General features: G+C 65.1%; 15 protein-coding genes. 11 read left to right on the forward strand and 4 right to left on the reverse strand.

The annotated features are described in order from the left end of the window. Positions 1–137: 137 nt before the first annotated feature. Positions 138–932, forward strand: coding sequence for a L,D-transpeptidase (locus tag JG747_RS17320; RefSeq protein ID WP_069092477.1), 795 nt, complete (start codon positions 138–140; stop codon positions 930–932). A gap of 75 nt (positions 933–1,007) precedes the next feature. Here JG747_RS17320 and JG747_RS17325 read toward each other — a convergent pair whose 3' ends face one another. Further along, entirely contained in the window at positions 1,008–2,477 is a 1,470-nt protein-coding gene (locus JG747_RS17325) for an esterase-like activity of phytase family protein (protein WP_202359676.1), read from the reverse strand. A gap of 253 nt (positions 2,478–2,730) precedes the next feature. Between JG747_RS17325 and JG747_RS17330 the strand changes: the two genes are divergently transcribed. From JG747_RS17330 to JG747_RS17345, 4 genes are all read left to right on the forward strand, one after another. Continuing rightward, positions 2,731–5,142 carry a GcvT family protein gene (locus JG747_RS17330; protein WP_038647700.1) on the forward strand — a complete coding sequence of 804 codons (2,412 nt, stop codon included), beginning with the start codon at positions 2,731–2,733 and terminating at the stop codon, positions 5,140–5,142. 12 nt (positions 5,143–5,154) lie between these two features. After that, positions 5,155–6,708, forward strand: coding sequence for a trimethylamine methyltransferase family protein (locus JG747_RS17335; protein ID WP_019859062.1), 1,554 nt, complete (start codon positions 5,155–5,157; stop codon positions 6,706–6,708). Between the two features lie 103 nt (positions 6,709–6,811). Then, positions 6,812–7,567: a bestrophin-like domain gene (locus JG747_RS17340; RefSeq protein WP_027047018.1), complete on the forward strand. Its 756-nt coding sequence runs from the start codon at positions 6,812–6,814 to the stop codon at positions 7,565–7,567. 54 nt (positions 7,568–7,621) lie between these two features. Further along, complete coding sequence (locus JG747_RS17345; RefSeq protein WP_019859060.1) at positions 7,622–7,936, forward strand: ferritin family protein; 315 nt, start codon at positions 7,622–7,624, stop codon at positions 7,934–7,936. Between the two features lie 12 nt (positions 7,937–7,948). On the opposite strand, the gene JG747_RS17350 is transcribed toward JG747_RS17345, so the two are convergent. After that, positions 7,949–8,974: a LacI family DNA-binding transcriptional regulator gene (locus JG747_RS17350; protein WP_027047017.1), complete on the reverse strand. Its 1,026-nt coding sequence runs from the start codon at positions 8,972–8,974 to the stop codon at positions 7,949–7,951. A 194-nt stretch (positions 8,975–9,168) separates the two neighbouring features. Between JG747_RS17350 and JG747_RS17355 the strand changes: the two genes are divergently transcribed. The 5 genes from JG747_RS17355 to JG747_RS17375 all read left to right on the forward strand — a co-directional run bounded on the left by JG747_RS17355 (position 9,169) and on the right by JG747_RS17375 (position 14,146). Continuing rightward, on the forward strand, positions 9,169–10,188 hold the full coding sequence (locus tag JG747_RS17355) for a Gfo/Idh/MocA family protein (RefSeq protein WP_202359677.1): 1,020 nt from the start codon (positions 9,169–9,171) through the stop codon (positions 10,186–10,188). A 7-nt stretch (positions 10,189–10,195) separates the two neighbouring features. Next, positions 10,196–11,104: a sugar phosphate isomerase/epimerase family protein gene (locus JG747_RS17360; RefSeq protein ID WP_202359678.1), complete on the forward strand. Its 909-nt coding sequence runs from the start codon at positions 10,196–10,198 to the stop codon at positions 11,102–11,104. 108 nt (positions 11,105–11,212) lie between these two features. Then, positions 11,213–12,220 carry a substrate-binding domain-containing protein gene (locus JG747_RS17365; RefSeq protein WP_019859056.1) on the forward strand — a complete coding sequence of 336 codons (1,008 nt, stop codon included), beginning with the start codon at positions 11,213–11,215 and terminating at the stop codon, positions 12,218–12,220. An 85-nt stretch (positions 12,221–12,305) separates the two neighbouring features. Continuing rightward, entirely contained in the window at positions 12,306–13,103 is a 798-nt protein-coding gene (locus JG747_RS17370) for an ATP-binding cassette domain-containing protein (RefSeq protein ID WP_202359679.1), read from the forward strand. Next, positions 13,100–14,146, forward strand: a complete 1,047-nt coding sequence (locus tag JG747_RS17375; RefSeq protein WP_019859054.1) for an ABC transporter permease — start codon at positions 13,100–13,102, stop codon at positions 14,144–14,146. Before JG747_RS17370 ends, JG747_RS17375 begins: the two co-directional genes overlap by 4 nt. A gap of 46 nt (positions 14,147–14,192) precedes the next feature. Here JG747_RS17375 and JG747_RS17380 read toward each other — a convergent pair whose 3' ends face one another. Beyond that, positions 14,193–16,850, reverse strand: a complete 2,658-nt coding sequence (locus JG747_RS17380) for an ATP-dependent helicase (RefSeq protein WP_202359680.1) — start codon at positions 16,848–16,850, stop codon at positions 14,193–14,195. Between the two features lie 83 nt (positions 16,851–16,933). Then, entirely contained in the window at positions 16,934–17,977 is a 1,044-nt protein-coding gene (locus tag JG747_RS17385; protein ID WP_244748126.1) for a DUF2059 domain-containing protein, read from the reverse strand. Between JG747_RS17385 and JG747_RS17390 the strand changes: the two genes are divergently transcribed. Next, a complete protein-coding gene (locus JG747_RS17390; protein ID WP_202359681.1) occupies positions 17,964–20,282 on the forward strand; it encodes a glucose/quinate/shikimate family membrane-bound PQQ-dependent dehydrogenase in 2,319 nt (772 codons plus the stop codon). The two genes, JG747_RS17385 and JG747_RS17390, sit on opposite strands and share 14 nt — an antisense overlap. Positions 20,283–20,306 lie beyond the last annotated feature (24 nt).

A 20,306-nucleotide genomic window follows, 5' to 3' on the forward strand; every position in this document is an offset into this window, starting at 1 on the left:
GGCAGGTCGATGCGGTGTCGGAAAGGTCTGCTGGCGCCCCTTGATCTAATCATGTTCTCAAAACCCCCGGAATGGGCTATTGATCCCCTGGGGCGTGGGGCCCGCATTCCTGTATCTTGTGAATAGCCGGGGGGATCATGTCCGATAGTCCGCTGTTTTCCGAGCGCCTGAACCGGCGCGCGTTTCTCGGTGCGTCCGCCTTGGGCGCGGCCTCGATGGCTCTTTCGGCATGTACGACGACCGAGGTGGTGACGCCGCCGCCGCCGGTGGCCGCGGCGCCACCCGACACGGCGTTCGGCGACACCGCGACCATGTACGCGGCGCGCACCGACGAGGGCTATCAACTGCCGGCGATCCCGTTGGCCAAGCTCGATCCGAAGTTCGTGCGCCAGATCGTGGTCGACCCGACCGGCGAAAAGCCCGGCACCATCGTCGTCGATGTCTCCGAGCACTTCCTCTATCTGGTGCGCGACGGCGGCAAGGCCATCCGCTACGGCGTCAGCTTAGGGAAGGCCGGTTTCGGCTGGACCGGCAGCGCCGTGGTTCAGGCACGGAAGAAATGGCCGGTGTGGACGCCGCCGCCGGAAATGATCCAGCGCCGGCCGGAACTGGCGAAATTCAAGGACGGCATGCCGCCAGGCCCGCAGAGCCCGCTCGGCGCACGCGCGCTCTACCTGTTCCGCGACGGCAAGGACACGATGTACCGGCTGCACGGCACACCGGAGTGGGACTCCATCGGCAAGAACGCATCGTCGGGCTGTGTGCGCTTCATGAACCAGGACATCATCGACCTCTACAGCCGCGTCAACGGTCCCGCGCAGGTCTTCGTGCGGCCCAACCTGTCGGCTGCCGGCAAGATCATGGCCGTGTCGAGCAGGACGGCCGAGCCGATCGACGCCGGCGTGCCGAAGGATGCCGAGTTCTTGAAGTAAGTACCTCCACGATCGACGGTTCGATCGGAATAACTCAGGCGGACGCGCCAAGCGCGTCCGCCTGGATCGCGCTGATTACTTCTTGGCCAGACCCGGCAGCGTGACCTGATAGACCAGGAACATGGTGTCGACATTGGTGCCGTCATCGGCCTTGTAGGGCGCGCCGACCTGGAAGCCGTCCTGGGCAAGGAAGTCGTTGTCATTGGCGACGAACAGGAAATAGTCGTCAGGCAGCTTCGGATCGAGCACGCTGGCCAGCGACATCGCTTCCCATTTCTCGGACAGGTTGTTGTGGTCGTTCGGTGCGCCATTGTGCAGGCCGAAGCGATTGAGCTGCGCATTGTCGTTGATGTCGATGAACGGCGTCAGTCTGGCCGGCGTCACCGACGGATCGAGCACGCCCTTGGGTGCGACCGGCCTGTCGGCGGCGTCGAAAGGGCCGCCTGTGATGTCGGTCGCGGCCGAAACGTCGACGACGAAGATCTGGCGCAGAAGCGAGGTGTCGCCCTTGACGCCCTGGCCGTTGCCGCTGTCACGCGCAAGCATCAGGAACGCCGTGTCCGACAGCGCCACGATCTCGCTTTGCGCGGCGACCTTGGTCTTGCCCTTGGCGTCCTTGAACACCGGCAGCGGCACGACATATTCGTGCGCCAGCTTCAGACGGGCGAGGTCGGAGGCGTCATAGACCAGCGCCCTGGTGTTTTGCCGGGTCGAACCTGAATCGCCGCCATCCTGCCGCGTCGCCGACTGCAGCACGGCGATCAGGAACTTGCCGTCCGGCGTCATCGCCATGCCTTCCAGGCCCTGGTTGTTCTGGCGGCCGGTCTCGGGATCCTTCGGGTCGGGCTCGGCGGCACCGGGGCCAGGATTGTCCGAGGAGAAGTTCGGCGCGCCCTTGCGCATCGGCACCAGCGCCGCCGGCGGCTGTGTCGCCGACAGCAGACGGCCCTGCGCCGAGAAGCGGTAGATGTTGGGGCCATATTCGTCGGAGATGAACATCGAGCCGTTGGGCAGCCGCACGATCGCCTCGTTGTCGAGGGCGAGCTTGCCATTGGTGGCGGCGGGCAGCATCGGCATGTCGCCGGTGGCGGCGCGCACATCCGACAGCGGGTCGAGCCCGGTGGCATTGGCGCCCTTGTCGTCGGTGAGCAGCATGGTGTCGGTGAGCGTCGCCTTGACTTCGTTCTGTTCCTGGCCAGCGGAGCCTGCTGCTGCCGGCGTGAACTCGATGCCGATCGTGTTGAGGCGCGGCCGGTAGTCGGTGGTGCCGGCGACATTGTAGCCGCGATCCGGCAGCAGCCAGAGCGACCCCTTGTAGGTGCCCGCATCATGCGTCCAGCTCGATGTGTCGATCGCCATGCCGGAACCCGAGCCGAACGTCTCGCCGAATTTGTCGCGCTGTGCGGCAGGGATGCGGCCGACGCCGACCAGGCCCTTGTTGACGAGGCCGCCTGCTGTCGTGGTGCTGTCGGCGAGCGCCGGCGTGAGAGCGGTGAACAAGGCCAGCGCGATCCCGAGCGAGGCGGTTCGGTGCAGGTGTTTCATGGATGATCCTCTTTGTGAAAGATGTGCCGGGGCGGCCGAAAAGCTGAAAGAGGCGGTACATCGATGATGCCGCGCGCCGCCCCCCGAAAGCGGTCTACGGCGCGAACATGATGCTTGCGTGACAGTGCGGCATGCCTGCCCGCCGGCGTGTTCGCCGGCCGAAAAAACACCCGCTCGGATGCGCAAGTGCAGTACTGGACACTTATGTCTAGTGCGTATATGTTGCTGCCTCGGACGCATTGGGAGGGAAGCCTTGAAGTCGCACTACCGTGCAGTCGTCATCGGGGGCGGGGTGGTCGGCGCCTCGGTGCTCTACCACCTGACGCGGTTCGGCTGGTCCGATGTGGCGCTGATCGAACGTGCGGAACTGACGGCCGGCTCGACCTGGCATGCGGCTGCCGGGTTTCATGCGCTCAACGCTGATCCCAACGTCGCGGCGCTGCAGGATTACACCATCAAGCTCTATCGCGAGATCGAGGCCGAATCCGGCCGGGATATCGGCTTGCACATGACCGGCGGCGTCAACATGGCCAGCGATCCCCAGCGCTGGGAATGGCTGAAATCGGCATGGGCGGTGTTCCAGTCGGTCGGCATCGAAACCGCCCGGCTGGTGACGCCCGACGAAATCAAGGAAATCTGTCCGATTGTCGACGTCACTGGCGTGCTCGGTGGTCTCTACGATGCCAATGAGGGTCATCTCGACCCCTATGGCACGACGCATGCCTATGCGGGTGCCGCCAAGAAGCGCGGCGCCGACGTGATCCTGCGCAACCGTGTCGCCGAGTTGAAGTCTCGCGCGGACGGCCATTGGGACGTCGTCACGGAGCAGGGCACCATCATCGCCGAGCATGTCGTCAACGCCGGCGGGCTGTGGGCAAAGCAGCTCGGCCGCATGGCCGGCGTCGACCTGCCGGTGACGCCGATGGAGCACCATTATTTCGTCACCGAGGACATTCCCGAGATCGCCGCTCTCGACCGGGAGCTTGGCCTTGCGGTCGATCTCGACGGCTTTTCCTACCTGCGCCAGGAGCGCAAAGGCGTGCTGCTCGGCGTCTACGAGCAGAACCCCAAGCATTGGAACATGGACGGCGCGCCATGGGACTACGGCATCGAGCTGATCCCGGAGGACATAGACCGCATCAGCCCCGAACTCGCCAAGGCGCATGAGCGCTTTCCCTGCCTGGCGAGCGCCGGCGTCCGCAAATGGGTCAACGGCGCTTTCACCTTTACCCCCGACGGCAATCCGATCGTCGGACCGGTGCGCGGCCTGAAAAACTACTGGGTCGCCTGCGGCGTCATGGCCGGCTTCAGCCAAGGCGGCGGTGTCGGCAAATCGCTGGCCGAATGGATGATCCACGGCGAGCCGCAGGCCGACATTTTCGGCATGGACATTGCCCGCTACGGCGCCTTCGCCGCCAACCGCGAATATCTCAGACAAACGACGCGGCAATTCTATGCGCGCCGTTTCGTCATGACTTTCCCCAATGAGCGGCTGCCGGCGGGCCGGCCCTTGAAACGCCCCGGCGCCTATGACGGGATGAGTGCGGCGGGCTGCGAATGGACGGCGTCGTGGGGGCTGGAAATCCCGGCCTATTTCGCACCGATGGGCTTTCGCGAGAACACCACGCTCAAGCGCTCCAACGCCTTCGACATCGTCGGCGATGAAGCGCTGCAGGTCCGGCGCACCGCCGGTCTCGTCGATATCTCGGCCTATGCGCGCTATTCCGTGTCGGGGCCAAGTGCACAGGCATGGCTCGACCGGCTGCTGGCCTGCAGGCTGCCGAAGGCGGGACAGGCGCGGCTGGCGCCGATGCTCGGGCCGGACGGGCGGCTGAAGGGCGACCTCACCGTGATCAACTGGCCCGACGGCGACTATTGGCTGATGGGCTCCTACTATCTCAGGGAATTCCACATGCGCTGGTTCGAGAGACAGGCAGGAGAGGGCGTCACGGTCACCGACATCTCGGACGCGACGGGCGGCTTCCTGCTGACCGGGCCAAATGCGCGCAAAATCCTGGAACGCACCACGCATCAGGATGTGTGCGGCGCGGCACTGCCCTTCATGGCCTGCGGCGCGTTCGACATCGGCATGGTGCAGGCGCGGGTTGCCCGCCTCTCCATCGCGGGCGAGCTGGGCTTCGAGATCAACTGCCCGGTAACCACGCATGCGACGTTGCGTGAGACACTGCTCGCCGCCGGCGAGGATCTCGGCCTGGCCGAGATCGGCTACTACGCGCTGAATGCGCTGCGACTGGAGAAAAGCTTCGGCATCTGGTCGCGCGAATTCACGCAGGGCTACATGCCAGGCCAGACCGGCCTCGACCGGTTCATTGCCTTCGACAAGGGCGAGTTCGTCGGCCGCGAGGCGGCGCTGAAGGAGCGCAACGTTGGGGTGGCGCAACGGATCGTGACGCTGGAGGTCGACGCCGTCGATGCCGACGCCAGCGGCTTCGAGCCGGTCTGGCGCGACGGCCGGCGCGTCGGCTTCGTCACTTCGGGTGGCTTTGGCTACACGATCGGCAAGAGCGTCGCGCTGGCGTTGGTCGACGGCGATTTCGCCGAGGAGGGGACGGCGCTTTCGGTGCACATTGTCGGCGTCGAACGGCCGGCTCGCGTCATCGCGGCGTCGCCCTACGATGCCTCGGGCAGGGCGATGCGGCAATGAGGAGGATTTTCGATGGTCGATGACGCGGCACGAGACATGAGGCGCGAGCGCCGGCGTGGACGCACGGGCGAGGCCGGCAGCGAAAGCAGCCGCCGACCCAACTACCGGTCGTTGAAGAACCCGTTCCTGCCGCAGCCGATCTTTTCGGATGACCAGGTGGCTTCCATCCACGACACGGCGCTGCGCGTGCTGGAGGAACTCGGCATCAAGGTGCTCTTGCCGCAGGCGCGGGAGATTTTCGCCCGCGCCGGTGCGTTTGTGGACCCGGACACCGACATGGTGCGCATCGGCCGCGACATCGTGGCCGCGGCACTGGCCTCGGCGCCGAAATCAATTCCAGCGCTGGCGGGCGACCGCAGCCGCGATCTTTTGCTCGAGCTCGGCTCGATGACGTTCCTCGCCGGCGCTGGCGCGCCCAACGTCACCGATCTCGAACGCGGCCGCCGGCCGGGAACGCTCGGGGCCTTCGAGGAATTGACCAAGCTCATCCAGCATTTCGACGTACTGCACATGCTTTGCCCCTGCATCGAGCCGCAGGATGTCGACAACCGTTTACGCCACTATGCCGTCAACCGCGCGCAGCTGACGCTGTCCGACAAGTTCCCCTTTGTCTTCGCTCGCGGCACGCCGCAGGTCGAGGATGGGTTCGAGATGATCCGGCTGGCGCGCGGGCTGTCAGAGGATGAATTCCGCGCTGGCGCCCATTGCTACACCATCATCAACACCAATTCACCGCGCCAGCTCGACATTCCGATGGCGCAAGGCATCATCGACTTCGCTCGCGCCGGGCAGGTCCTGGTCATCACGCCGTTCTGCCTGGCCGGCGCGATGGCGCCGATCACGGTCGCCGGCGCGCTGACGCTGCAGCATGCCGAGGCGCTGGCCGGTCTGGCACTGGCGCAGATCGTGCGCCCGGGCGCACCCGTGCTCTATGGTTCGTTCTCTTCCAATGTCGACATGAAGTCGGGCGCTCCGGCGTTCGGCACGCCCGAGCACGTCAAGGCGACACTGGGGGCCGGCCAATTGGCGCGCTTCATCGGCCTTCCCTGGCGTTCGGGCGCCGGCAGTGCCGCAAACATTTCCGATGCGCAGGCAGCCCATGAGTCGCAGTTCGCCCTTTGGGGCTCGGTGCTTGCCGGCGCCACCGTCTGTATTCACGCCGCGGGCTGGCTGGAGGGTGGCCTGAGTGTCTCTTTCGAGAAGCTGATCACCGACATCGAGGCGGTGCAGTCGATTGCCGAGCTTTGCGCGGCAACGCCTGGCGACGACGACGCGATCGGTTTCGAGGCCATCGCCGAAGTGCAGCCGGGCGGGCATTTCTTCTCGGCCGGCCACACCATGGCGCGCTACCGCACCGCATTCTATGAGCCACTGGTGGCCGACTGGTCGAATTTCGGCAACTGGACGCAAAGCGGATCAAAGACCGCCAGCGAGCGCGCCACCGGCATCTGGAAACGCATCCTTGCCGATTTCGAGCCGCCCGCTTCGGCTGCCGCCACCGCCGGAGTGCTCGACGAATTCATCGCGCGGCGCACCGAAGAGGGCGGCGCGCCACCGGTGTCGTGAGGAGCGAGCTTTCGCGAGACACCCGGTCCTTGCCGCGACTTTCGCGGCGTGACCGGTGCCGGGGTCATTGGCAAGCGGTGCACGCCGTGCAGAAATGCGCTTCATGCGCGAAGCCCTGATCGCCTTGGTGATTTTCCTGTGCCTGGCGGCGGCGCCGCTGGCCAGCATGGCGATATGGCCGAGGCTGCCGGCCAGGCATCGCGACGACGACACGAACAATGTCGTGCGGCTCGCCGCCAATCTGTTCGGCGTCATGACCTCGCTGGTGCTCGGCCTGATGATCAATTCGGCCAAGAACACCTTCGAATCGATTGATCACAATGTGCACGCCTATGCGACGGAGCTCATCCTGCTCGACAGGACATTGCGCCAGTACGGGCCGGAAGCCGATGCGGTGCGCCAGCCGCTGGTCGCTTATGTGCAGCGGGTGGTGGCCACCTCGTCGCAAAACAGTGAAACGACTCTCGTCGCCAACCAGCTGTCCGAACATCTTTTGACGGAGATCGGCACGCGGCTGAACGCGCTGACGCTGTCCGATGCGACGCATGGCCCGCTGTTGCAGGATGCGCGTCAGCGCCTGCAGAAGGTGCTGGAAATGCGCTGGGTGCTGATCGAACAGTCGGAGGGCGCTATCCCCTGGCCGCTGATTGCCATGCTGGTTGCGTGGCTGGCGCTGATCTTCGCTAGTTTCGGGTTCAGGGCGCCGAAGAATGTGATCACGCTTGCAACCTATGTCGTCTCGGCCGCGCTGATTGCCGGGGCGATCTACTTGATCCTCGACATGGACGTGCCGTTCTCCGGCCCGATCCAGATTTCGCCGGCACCGCTGGAGCGGGCATTGGCGGAATTGCAGCGGTGATGCGGAACCGGCGGCATTCCCGAGCATTCATGGGAATGAACCACGGAGGACGACATGGGTTTCGACCAGTATCACGAACCGCCTGAAGACCTGTCGCAGAAGGTGCGGACCTTTGCCCGCATGATCACCTCACTGATCGAGGAGGCGGAAGCGATTGGCTGGTACGAACAGCGCATCTCGGTGGAGAAGGATCCGCAAGCGCGGGCCATCATGCAGAACGCGCAAGGCGAGGAGTTCAAGCATTTCGGGATGGACCTTGAATTCCTGCTGCGCCAGAAGAAGGATTGGCGGGCGGAATTGAAGGAAATCCTGTTCACCACGGGCGACATCGTCAAGGCCGGCGAGCGGGGCGAGAAGAAGGTGGATTGATAGCCTGCGCCATCAATCGCTGTCGCGCGCGACCAGCTCCAGCGGCCAGACTTCGTGGATGATACGCGGGCCTTCCGGGCCGGCGAAGGCGGGAAGCGAGGCCAGCAGCATTTCGGCCAGGCGCCGGCCCATCGGCTCCAGCGCCGGACGGAAGGCGGTCAGCGCCGGGGAAAAATAGCGGCAGAGCGGCGTGTCGACGATGACGGTCACCGCGATGTCGTGGCCCGGCCGGATGCCCATCTCGGCCAGCGCCTTGCAGCCGCCGAGGGCCATGGCGTCGTTGTTGAAGATGATGGCTGTCGGCCGGTCCTTTGCCAACATCACGCGCGGCGTCACCTGGTAGCCGCCGGCCTCGTTGATGAAGCCGTCGGCGATAAGCGCGGGGTCGACCTCGATGCCGTGCCGCTTCAGGGCTTTGCGGTAGCCGTCGAGGAACAGATGGCTGAAATTGAGATTGAGGGAAGGGCGGATGGCGGCAATGCGGCGGTGGCCGCGCGCCACCAGGCGGTCGACTGCGTCGCTGCCTGCCTGCTCGAAATCGAGGTCGAGCGAGGGATAGGTCTTGCCGCCGCTGCGGCTGCGGCCGAGCGTGGCGAAGGGGAAGCCGACCTGTGTGAGATAATCGATGCGCTCGTCCTGGCGCCGCGTCCAGGCCAGCAGCACGGCATCGGCGCGGCGGGTCTCGACGACGCGGCGCAGGCGCTCCTGCTGATAGTCGCCCGGCGCGCCCATCACCACGGTCAGGTCGAGCCCGCTTTCGGCAAGGCGGCCCTGGACCCCGATCAGGAAGGGAATGAAGAACGGTTCGCCATATTGCTGGTCGCCGGGATGCGGCTGCAGCATGAAGGCGATCGAATGGGTCGCGCCTTGCCTGAGACTGCGGCCGGACTGGTTGGGTGAATAGTTCAGCTTCTTGGCGGCGTCGAGCACGCGCTGGCGCGTGTCGGCATTGACGTCGGCGCGGCCGTTCAGCGCCCGCGATACGGTGCCGATCGAAATGTTCAGGTGACGCGCTAGGTCGTGGATGCTGGACGCCAAAGACTTTCTCCCCCGAGCTTCGCTAGCATTGGCCGGTGCCGAGGCCAAGGCGAAAGACGATTTTCGCGAGCGGCCAATTGACATTCTACGCTATCGGGTGTGTTGTCGTAAACGTTTACGGAAAAACGTTTACGGTGATGCCGTGGATGCCGTGACGATCGGTCTGGAGGGACCGAGCGGAGGAGGAACGCCGGATGATGAATGTCGTCCTCGTCGGCTGCGGCGCGATGAGCAGGCAATGGCTCGATGCCGCGAGGCAGATCGATGGGCTTGCCATTGTCGGCCTTGTCGACCTCGACGCCGAGCGGGCGAAGGCGAGGGCGCACGAATACGACCTCACCGGCATCGTCATCGGCACCAGCCTTGACGCGGTGCTCTCCCAGACCAGGCCCGACGCGGTGTTCGATGTCGTCGTTCCCGCTGCCCGGCGCGAGGTCGCGCTTTCGGCCTTCGCCCACAATTGCCATCTCTTGACCGAAAAGCCGCTGGCCGACAGTCCTGAAAACGCGCGCGCCATCGTCGATGCGGCTCGCCAGGCCGGGCGCATCCATGCCGTCGTGCAGAATCGCCGCTACGTCGCCAATGTCAGGCGCATCCGCCGCTTCCTGGACTCCGGCGCCATTGGCGCGGCGACCAGCATCCATGCCGATTTCTTCGTCGCGCCGCATTTCGGCGGCTTTCGAGAGGAGATGGCGCATGTGCTGCTGCTCGACATGGCCATCCACACTTTCGACGCCGCCCGCTACATGGCCGGCGGCGAGCCGGCTGGTGTCTATTGCCAGGAATGGGAGCCGGCCAATTCCTGGTACCGGCAGGGCTCGTCGGCAAGCGCGGTCTTCGATCTCGGCGGCGGCAAGGTCTTCACCTATGCCGGTTCCTGGTGCGCCGACGGCTTCCGCACCAGCTGGGAAGGCAGCTGGCGCATCGTCGCCGAGCGCGGCAGCCTCATCTGGGACGGCCATGACCTCTTGAAGGCGGAGGTGGTGGCGACGGGCCGCGATGGGCTGTTCGCCAAGACCCAGCCGATCGACGTGCCGCCGCTCGATCCAGCCGACCGCGTCGGCGGTCATCTCGGCATCATAGGGGATTTCATCCACGCCATCGAGACCGGGACCGAGCCGGAGACGCGCGGCACCGACAACATCAAAAGCCTGGCCATGGTTTTCGGCGCGATCGAGAGCGCCGAAACCGGACGCCGCGTGGCGATTTCATAGGAACACGATGATGCCAAACCCGCTTCTCGACATCAGGATCGGCACCATGGTGCGGGCTAACCTCGACGACCCGCCGGCGTATATCAAGCAGATCCTGCCGCTCGGCTTCGAGAGCATCCAGCCCTTCTTCTGGCAGACGCTGGGCGGCAAGGATCTTCCACGCCTTGCCGGCGAAATCCGCGACGCGATCGGCGATGCCGATGTCACGGTCTCGTCCATCGGCGTCTTTGGCAATCCACTGGAGAGCGGCGAGGTCGATCGCGGCGTGCTCGCGGCCTGGGAAACGGTCATCGACAATGCGCATCTGTTCGGCACTTCCATGGTCAGTGGCTTCACCGGGCGCCTGCGCGGCAAGAAGCTGACCGACAGCCTGCCGCGCTTTCGCGAAGTGTGGGGGCCGCTGGCCAGGCGCGCCGCCGACAAGGGCGTGCGCATCGCCTTCGAGAATTGCGCCATGGACGGCAATTGGGCGGCCGGCGACTGGAACATCGCCCACAATCCGGACGCCTGGGAGCTAATGTTCAACGAAGTGCCGGACGAGGCTCTCGGGCTCGAATGGGAACCCTGCCACCAGCTCGTCTATCTGATCGATCCGATCCCGCAGATCCGCAAATGGGCGCCGCGCATCTTCCATGTCCATGGCAAGGACGCCACCGTGCGCTGGGATGTCATCCGCGAGCACGGCGTGTTCGGCCGTCTGCCTTTCGTACAGATGCGCACGCCCGGCTTCGGCGACAGCGACTGGACGCGGGTGATCAGCGAATTGCGGCTGGCCGGCTACAAGGGCGCCATCGACATAGAGGGTTGGCACGACCCGGTCTATCGAGACGCTCTCGAGATCAGCGGCCAGGTCCGGGCGCTGGAGTATCTCAAGCAATGCCGGGGAGGCGCCAGCTACCTGCAAAATCCGACGTGAGGACAAATTTGGTGAGAGGATTGGCCGGCGGAGGAGCCGGTTCGTAAGTGGCGAAGCAATCGTCAAGAGCCCCTCGGCTGACGAGGGAAACAATGGGAGGACAAGTGCATGAGCATCGCGATCAGAACGACACTTCTGCGCACGACCGTCGTGGCCGCCGCCACGGCGCTTTGCGCCGCAATCTCGACCTTGCCGGCACGGGCGCTCGACGCCCAGTGGTGCAAAGATGTCCATATCCGCTTCTTCGTAGGCGGCGCCGAGGGCGACGCTTTCGGCACCATCGTCTACAATGGCGCCAAGCAGGCGGCGGCCGACCTCGGCCCGAAAGTCGACTACATCTTCTCCGGCTGGGACGTCGAAAAGATGGTGCAGCAATTGCGCGAGGCGGTCGCGGTCAAGCCCAACGGCATCGCCATGATGGGCCATCCAGGCGAAGACGCGATCATGCCGCTGGCGGAGCAGGCGCATAAGGACGGCATCAAGATGATGTACCAGAACGTGCCGGTGCCGAAGGTGACGGCGGCGTTCGGCGGCGGCTATGTCGGCGCGCAGCAGGAGCAGCAGGGCCGCGCGCTCGGCGCCGAGGCGTTCAAGCTGGCCGGGCTGAAATCCGGTGACAAGGCGATCATGATCGGGCCATTCGACAATGAGAGCCGGGGCGCACGCGAGCGTGGGACGGTCGCCGCCCTGAAAGAGGCCGGCGTCGATGTCGTGCAAATCAATTCCGCAACCGAGTGGGCCGCCGATCCGAACCTCGCCATCCCGGTGATCACCGCGGCGTTGCTCAACAATCCGGGCGTCAAGGCGGTCGGCTATCCCGGCGGCCAGATGCTCGGCAATGTGCCGACCTACATGCAGGCCGCGGGTCGGAAGCCCGGCGACATCTTCAATTTCGGCTTCGACACCAGCCCGCAGATCGTCGAGGGCTTCAAGGGTGGCTGGGTGCAGCTGACAGCCGACCAGCAGCCATTCATGCAGGGCTATCTGCCGATCCTCAGCCTCTGCCAGCAAGTGGTGCTGGGTCTGGCGCCGATGAATGTCGACACCGGTGCCGGCTTCGTCACGCCGCAGAACTATGAGATCGTCTCAGAGCTCGCCAAGCAGGCGTTGCGCTGACCTCCCAAGGCTGCCGGTCGGGTTGGACCCGGCCGGCAGGACCGCCGGCAAAGGGCCGGCATGTTACAATGAAAGCGAGGATCCGATGGCCGAACGCATCATCGAACTGCGCGATATCACGAAATCCTACGGTCAGGTCTATGCGCTGGGCGGCGTCAATCTCAGCGTTGACCGTGGCGAGGTGGTCGGCCTCATCGGCGACAATGGCGCCGGCAAGTCGACGCTGATCAAGATCCTGTCCGGCGTGGTCAGGCCGACCAGCGGCGACATCCTCGTGCGCGACAAGCCGGCGAACGGCTGGAGCGCGGCACGCTCGCGCGACGCCGGCATCGAGACGGTATTCCAGGACCGGGCGCTGGCCGTGCAGCAGACCATCGTGCGCAACATCTTCATGGGCCGCGAACTGACCGGCTTCATGGGCTGGCTGAAAGTCAACAAGGAGATCGAGGAGGCGAGCCGGCTGATGCGCGAGATCGGCTTCACCTCGAAAGTGTTCACGCCGCACTCGATCGTCGGCCAGCTGTCGGGCGGCGAACGCCAGGGCGTGGCGATCGCGCGAGCCATCTACAAGCAGGCCGAGCTGATCATCCTCGACGAGCCAACGACGGCGCTGTCGCTGACCGAGACCGCCAAGGTGTTCCACTTCGTGCGCCAGGTGCGGGCGAGCGGACGCTCGATCCTGTTCATCGGCCACAACATCCACCATGTCTTCGACATCGCCGACCGCTTCGTGGTGCTCGATCGCGGCAAGGTGGCGCTGACCGCCGACCGCAGCGCGGTCAAATCGGCGGAAGAGTTGATCAATTTCATGGAGGACGTCGCACATCCCGGCGGATTGCCCGGATTGCGCGAGGCCGGCGAAGCGGAGCAGCAAGCGCGATGAGCAAGACCATGGAACCCGATCTCGAAAGCCCTCTGCGCGCTCATGCCGGGTCCGCCCGCCAAGAGTGGAAACATCCGTCCGATCACTGGCTGCGCGGCTTCGTCCTCGACAACCGCGCCTCGCTCGGCACGCTCGCCGTGTTCATCGTCATGATGGCGGTGTTCATGGTCGCCAACCCGACCGTGTTCACCACCTGGTATCTCTACAGCTCGGTGCTGACGACGCTGCCCGTGGCGCTGTTCGTGGTGGTGCCGCTGGTTTTCGTCGTCACCTGCGGCGAGATCGACCTGTCGTTTCCGGCGACGATGGGCTTTGCCTCCTGGGTCTTCGCCCTGGTGGTGCAGGCCGGCTACGATCCGTTCCTCGGCATTGCGGCGGCACTCGTCACCGGCATGCTGCTCGGCTTCCTCGTCGGCTCGCTGGTCGTCTATGGCGGGCTGTCGTCGCTAATCGCCACGCTCGGCATGAATTTCCTGCTGCGCGGCCTGATCCAGATCATCAACGAGGGCAAATCGATGTCGCTGACCAGCCTCAGCGGCAGCTGGGCCTACAGGATCTTCTCCAGCCAGATCCTGGGCGTTCCGGTGCAGATCTTCTGGGCGATCGCCTTCGTCGTGCTGTCGGCGATGCTCTACAACAGGCATCGCTTCGGCGCACAGGTGAGGGTGGTCGGCGACAATCCCGACAGCGCCCAGCAGATGGGCATCGACGTCAAGCGCGTGCGGGTGAAAGTGTTCGTCTTCGTCGGCATCGGCGCCGCGATCGCCGGCACGTTCTCGGTGATGATCAACTTCACCTGGTGGCCGACCGCCGGCGACGGCTATCTCCTGCCGGTACTGGCCTCGGTGTTCGTCGGCGGCACCCCGACCTGGGGCGGCATTGGCACGGTCGTCGGCGGCGCCATCGGCGCGGTCACCGTGTCGTTCATCCAGACCGGCGTCGTGGCGGCGGGATTGAGCGGCTTCTACGTGCAGTTCTTCAACGGGCTGATCATCATCCTGTCGCTGCTCGGGCACAAGTGGAACCAGGCACGGTATCGGTGAGGAAACCGTTTTTGGAACGGCGCCGAGAGCTGCTCGGGAGGGCAGCTCACACCGCCGCGACAAACCCGTCCAACACGCGTTTCTGGCCGGCCTTGTCGAAGTCGATGGTCAGCTTGTTGCCTTCGATGGCCGAGATGTTGCCGTTGCCGAATTTCTGGTGGAAGACGCGGTCGCCGACGCTGAAGGGCGACGGCTTGTCGGCGACGGATTTGGCGACCAGTTCGCCGTCGATGGTGCGGCCCTTTACGCTGGTGCGGCCGGCGCCGTAGCCCGAGTCGGTCTCGCCATAGCCGATGCGCTCGACCTGGTGGCCGGAGCGCGTGCCCCAGTTGCGGTCGGTGGCTTCGGTGCGGTTGGCCTGCGCGCGCTGCCAGCCGGGCGTCGAATAGGTGTTGGAGAAGGCGCCGGATTTTTCGGTGTTGGCGCCGACACTGTCGAAACGCGAGGCGCCGTACGGATTCTGGCGGCCACCACGGCCGGAGGCGAAAGAGCCGCCGCCATAGGGGTTGCCGTAGCCGCCATAGGAATTGCCGCTTTCGGCGATCTCGACATGGGATTCAGGCAGTTCCTCGAGGAAGCGCGACGGGATCGTCGATTGCCAGAGCCCATGGATCAGGCGGTTGGAGACGAACCAGATATGCAGGTTCTTCTTGGCCCGGGTGAGGCCGACATAGGCCAGCCGGCGCTCTTCCTCCAGCCCGGAGCGGCCGCCCTCATCGAGCGCGCGCTGGTGCGGGAATAGGCCTTCCTCCCAGCCGGGTAGGAAGACCGTCTCGAATTCGAGGCCTTTGGCAGAATGCAGCGTCATGATCGAGACGGCGTCCTGCCCGGCATTCTGCTCGGCATCCATGACCAGCGCGACATGCTCGAGGAAGGAGCGCAGCGACTCGTACTCCTCCATCGAGCGGATCAGTTCCTTGAGGTTCTCCAGCCGGCCCGGCGCTTCGGCCGAGCGGTCGTTCTTCCACATGTCGGTGTAGCCGCTCTCCTCGAGAATGGTCTCGGCGAGCTCGGTGTGCGGCTTGGTTTCCAGCGCCTTCTGCCAGCGCTCGAAATTGGCGGCCACTTCACGCAACGCGGCGCGTGGTTTCGGCTTCAGCTCGTCGCTTTCCGCGAGATTGCCGGCGGCCTCCAGCATCGGGATGCGCAGCGCGCGCGCCGTATCGTGGATCTGGCGGATGGTGGCTTCGCCGAGGCCGCGCTTCGGCACGTTGACGATGCGCTCGAAGGCGAGGTCGTCGCCGCTGTTGGCAACGACGCGGAAGAAGGCCAGCGCGTCGCGGATTTCCATGCGCTCGTAGAAGCGCGGGCCGCCGATGACGCGGTAGTTGAGGCCGAGCGTGATGAAGCGGTCCTCGAAGGCGCGCATCTGGAAGGACGCGCGCACCAGGATCGCCATGTCGTTGAGATTGTGCTTCTGCCGCTGATAGGCCTCGATGGTCTCGCCGATGGCGCGGGCCTCCTCCTCGGAATCCCATGCGGCGTGGACATTGACCTTGCCGTCCTCGGGGTCGTTGCGGTCGGTGAAAAGCGTCTTGCCGAAGCGGCCCTCATTGTGGGCGATGAGGTGGGAGGCAGCGCCAAGGATGTGCGCGGTCGAGCGGTAGTTGCGCTCCAGCCTGATGATGGTGGCGCCCGGGAAATCCTTGTCGAAGCGCAGGATGTTGTCGACCTCGGCGCCGCGCCAGCCATAGATGGACTGGTCGTCGTCGCCGACGCAGCAGATATTGACTTTGTTTTCGCTCACGGCCGCACGCGAGCTTCGCTCGCTGGCCTCCGCGGGGGCGACCTGGCCGGCCGACGCCCGGTCGGGCTTGCGGCCTTCGGACGATCGCAAATCCGTCGACGTTGCCGCACGCCCGGCGTCCGGCCGCTGCGCCAGTAGGCGCAGCCACATGTACTGGGCGGTGTTGGTGTCCTGGTACTCGTCGACGAGGATGTATTTGAAGCGCCAGTGATAGTCCTTCAGCACGTCCGGATTGGCGCGGAAGATGCGGATGGGGTGGCAGAGCAGGTCGCCGAAGTCGCAGGCGTTCAGCGTCTGCAACCGCTCCTGATAGGCCTTGTAGAGTTCGCGGCCCTTGCCGTTGGCGAAGCTGCGCGCGTCGCCCTCTGCGATATCGGCCGGACCTTGCCCCTTGTTCTTCCAGCCATCGATCATCTGGGCGAACTGCTTGGCCGGCCAGCGCTTGTCGTCGAGGCCCTCGGCCTGGATCAGCTGCTTGATCAGCCGCACGACGTCGTCGGTGTCGAGGATGGTGAAGTCGGAACGCAAGCCGGCAAGCTCGGCATGACGGCGCAACAGCTTCACGCCGATCGAATGGAAGGTGCCGAGCCAGGGCATGCCCTCGACATTGCCTTCGCCGATCAGGATGCCGATGCGCTGCTTCATCTCGCGCGCGGCCTTGTTGGTGAAGGTCACGGCGAGGATCTGCGAGGGGAAGGCCTTGCCGGTGGCAAGGATGTGGGCGATGCGGGTGGTGAGCACACGCGTCTTGCCGGTGCCGGCGCCGGCCAGCACCAGAACCGGGCCTTCGGTGGTCTCCACCGCCAGCCTTTGTTCCGGATTCAGCCCCTTGAGATAATCAGGCGCGCTGTTCTGGCCGCCGCGGGCAGCCATGGCGCGCGCGGCAATGCCCGACGGGGCCGTCGGCCGCGCATTGGGTTCGTCGAAAAAGGGCATGTCTTCGGAAAAGCCGGACATCTTCCCCCCGAATGTAGTGATTCGGCAGGGAAAGACCAGAACTGTCTACGTTTTGTTCCGGGTAAAATGCCGGATATCGCGGTTCACGCCTTGCGGTAACCGAGGGCGACGAAAAATCGATGGCCGAAGGAGCGTGCCTCGTCCGTCATCACCGCGCCCAGCGCGACCTGCATCTGGTCGTAATAGCGGCTGCCGGCGGGTGAGGCCAGGAAGGCCTCATAGAGCTTCAGATCGGCCATGGACATATCCCGATAGATATAGGCTGCGGCTTCCATGGCATCGTTGTCGATGTCACGGCGAAGCCCATCGGTTTGCTTGCGCAGCAGGGCCATGACCTGGTCGTCGGGCAGGGGCTTTCCGGCCGCGCCCAGCATTTCGGAAAGCATCGCATAGCCCATGTTCAAGCCGACGGCTTCGCCGGTGTCGACGGCGCTGATATCGTCCATCATCTTCCTGTACAATGCGAACCTGGCCGGATCCCTGGACGGAAGCTCGCCGAGGATTTTGGCGCCCTCGATCTTCTTGGCCTCCCTTGCTTGCGGCGACGAAGCCTGGATCTCGAGCGCGGTGACCTGTTTGCCCAGGGGTGACGCATAAAACGAGGCCAGTTCGGACAAGTCCCTGGCGCTGAGCTTGTCCGCCATCCGGGCTTCGATGGCCGCTTCCATCTTCTCGGGGTCAAAGGCACCTTCCATAGCGGCGGCAAGGGCGTCCTGGACCTTTCGTGGCGGCGTTCCCGGCGCCGATTTCACGGCCGCGGTGAAACCCGGGCCAATGCCCATCAGCATCTCATGAAAGCCGTTCGCCTTGTTGATCTCGCTGATTGTCTGCGCCTGCGCGGCCGCAGTGCCAGCGAAGAGCGGGACGAGGCAGTAGAGCACAAGCGCCATGCGCGTCAGTGGCGAAACGAGTGACGGCATGTTGCTTGCTCCACGGGAAAGATGATCCATGGAGACTGCGGGAAAACCCTGACGTAGGCAAGATGGATTGCCACCTTGGCGTGTGGGCAGCTTGACAGGCGGGGCAGGCGGGAGAAAGCTGTGCGCAGGGTAGGAGCGGTGCACCGGGTTGCCCGTGGCCGCGCGAGCGCGCAACAGTCGAAGGAGTATCATCTTGGCTGTCACCATCACCTCTCTCGTTCTCTTTCTCCTCGGTCTGGCGCTTGGTGGCGGTGGCATCTGGCTGGCTTCGCTAGGGGGCAGTTGGTACTACATCGTCGTCGGTCTCGCCTTCCTGATTGCCGCCTGGCTGCTCTACCGGCGCCGGTCCACGGCACTTTGGCTCTATGCGGCGATCGTGATCGGCACGCTGGCCTGGGCGGTCTGGGAAATCGGCTTCGACTGGTGGGAACTCGGCCCGCGCGGCGGCATCATCGTGCTGGTGGCGCTGTGGCTGCTGACGCCTTGGGCAAGGCGAGGCCTTGCCGGGCCTGACGGGCGCGCGCCGCTGATCCTGGCCGTGCTGGCATCGCTGGCTGTGGCCGGCTATTCGATGACGACGGACCCCAAAGATATTGCCGGTGCGCTCGATACCGACAAGGTGATTCCCAACGCCAATCTTGGCAATGAAGTGCCGGCGGGCGAATGGCACTTCTATGGGCGCACGCAGTTCGGCCAGCGCTATTCGCCGCTCGACCAGATCACGCCGGACAATGTCGCCAATCTGCAGCCGGCCTGGACCTACCGCACCGGCGACGTGAAGGGGCCCGACGACATCGGCGAGACCACCTATCAGGTGACGCCACTCAAGATCGGCGACACGCTCTACATCTGCACGCCGCACAATTTCGCCATCGCGGTGGACGCCGCGACCGGCAAGGAAAAATGGCGCTACGATCCCAAGATCAAGCTCGACAAGGACCGCCAGCACCAGACCTGCCGCGGCGTGTCCTACTATGCCGATGCCACCGGCGCCGCCGGCCAGCCTTGTGCTGCCCGCGTCTACCTGCCGACCTCGGATGCGCGGCTGATCGCGCTCGATGCCGCCAGCGGGCAGGTCTGTCCTGCCTTCGCCGAGGGCGGCACGCTCAACCTGCTGACCGGCATGCCATACCCGAAGTCGGGCTATTACTACTCGACCTCGGCGCCGCTGATATCAGGCGGCAAGATCATCGTCGGCGGCGCGGTCAACGACAATTATTCGACGCAGGAGCCGTCCGGCGTCATCCGCGCCTATGATGCGGGCACCGGCAAACTGATCTGGAACTGGGATTCCGGCAATCCGGACCAGACGACGCCGCTGCCGGCCGGCCAGACCTACACCGCCAACTCGCCCAACATGTGGTCGACGCCGAGCGCCGACGAAAAGCTCGGCCTGCTCTACGTGCCGCTCGGCAACCAGACGCCGGACCAGCTTGGCGCCGGACGCAGCGCCAATGTCGAGAAATTCTCCTCCTCGATCACCGCGCTCGACCTCAACACCGGGCAGTTGAAATGGGTGCGGCAGACTGTGCACCACGATCTCTGGGACATGGACGTTCCGGCGCAGCCGAGCCTGATCGACATCACCAAGGCCGACGGTTCCGTCGTGCCGGCGCTGGTCGGGCCGACCAAGCAGGGCGACCTCTATGTGCTCGACCGGCGCACCGGCGAACCGGTGATCGCGGTCAAGGAAGTGCCGGCGCCCGGCGGCGCCATCGAGGGGGACCACACGTCGCCGACGCAGCCTTCCTCCGATCTCTCCTTCAACCCGAAGCCGCTGACCGATGCCGATATGTGGGGCATCACCATGTTCGACCAACTGGCCTGCCGCATCGCCTTCCACAAATTGCGCTATGAAGGCCGCTACACGCCGCCCTCGCTGCAGGGATCGCTGGTCTATCCCGGCAATTTCGGCGTCTTCAACTGGGGCGGGGTGGCGGTCGATCCGGTGCGGCAGGTGATGTTCGGCATGCCGACCTACCTGGCGTTTACGTCGAGACTCATTGCCCGCGCCGACGTGCCGCCGCCGGGTGACAGCACCAAGGGCAGCGAACAGGGGCTGAACCGCAATGAGGGCGCGCCCTATGCGGTGGTGATGGGGCCGTTCCTGTCGCCGCTGGGCATCCCTTGCCAGGCGCCGCCGTGGGGCTATGTCGCAGGGGTCGACCTCAGGACGGGCACGATCAACTACAAGCACCGCAACGGCACCGTCTACGACATGACGCCGCTGCCGTTGCCGCTGAAGGTCGGCGTGCCCGGCATTGGCGGGCCGATGATCACCGCCGGCGGCGTCGCCTTCCTGGGCGCGGCGGTCGACGACTATCTGCGCGCCTATGACCTGACGTCAGGCAAGCAGCTCTGGCGGGCCCGATTGCCGGCAGGCGGGCAATCGACGCCAATGACCTACACGGTCGCCGACGGGCGCCAGTTCGTGGTCATCGTTGCCGGCGGCCACGGCTCGGTCGGCACCAAGCCGGGGGATTATGTGATGGCGTACGCGCTGCCGAAATAGCTGTGTCGCGCTAACCAAAAGCGG

This window comes from Mesorhizobium sp. 131-3-5 (genome assembly GCF_016756575.1).
Classification (GTDB): Bacteria; Pseudomonadota; Alphaproteobacteria; order Rhizobiales; family Rhizobiaceae; genus Mesorhizobium; species Mesorhizobium jarvisii.

Excerpts from the sequence above, each read along its gene's own strand:
- JG747_RS17375 (WP_019859054.1), top strand. The coding sequence starts at position 13,100 with ATGAGCAAGACCATGGAACCCGATCTCGAAAGCCCTCTGCGCGCTCAT.
- JG747_RS17340 (WP_027047018.1), top strand. The coding sequence starts at position 6,812 with ATGCGCGAAGCCCTGATCGCCTTGGTGATTTTCCTGTGCCTGGCGGCG.
- JG747_RS17360 (WP_202359678.1), top strand. The coding sequence starts at position 10,196 with ATGATGCCAAACCCGCTTCTCGACATCAGGATCGGCACCATGGTGCGG.
- JG747_RS17370 (WP_202359679.1), top strand. The coding sequence starts at position 12,306 with ATGGCCGAACGCATCATCGAACTGCGCGATATCACGAAATCCTACGGT.
- JG747_RS17355 (WP_202359677.1), top strand. The coding sequence starts at position 9,169 with ATGATGAATGTCGTCCTCGTCGGCTGCGGCGCGATGAGCAGGCAATGG.
- JG747_RS17325 (WP_202359676.1), bottom strand. The coding sequence starts at position 2,477 with ATGAAACACCTGCACCGAACCGCCTCGCTCGGGATCGCGCTGGCCTTG.
- JG747_RS17380 (WP_202359680.1), bottom strand. The coding sequence starts at position 16,850 with ATGTCCGGCTTTTCCGAAGACATGCCCTTTTTCGACGAACCCAATGCG.
- JG747_RS17385 (WP_244748126.1), bottom strand. The coding sequence starts at position 17,977 with ATGGTGACAGCCAAGATGATACTCCTTCGACTGTTGCGCGCTCGCGCG.
- JG747_RS17335 (WP_019859062.1), top strand. The coding sequence starts at position 5,155 with ATGGTCGATGACGCGGCACGAGACATGAGGCGCGAGCGCCGGCGTGGA.
- JG747_RS17320 (WP_069092477.1), top strand. The coding sequence starts at position 138 with ATGTCCGATAGTCCGCTGTTTTCCGAGCGCCTGAACCGGCGCGCGTTT.
- JG747_RS17345 (WP_019859060.1), top strand. The coding sequence starts at position 7,622 with ATGGGTTTCGACCAGTATCACGAACCGCCTGAAGACCTGTCGCAGAAG.
- JG747_RS17365 (WP_019859056.1), top strand. The coding sequence starts at position 11,213 with ATGAGCATCGCGATCAGAACGACACTTCTGCGCACGACCGTCGTGGCC.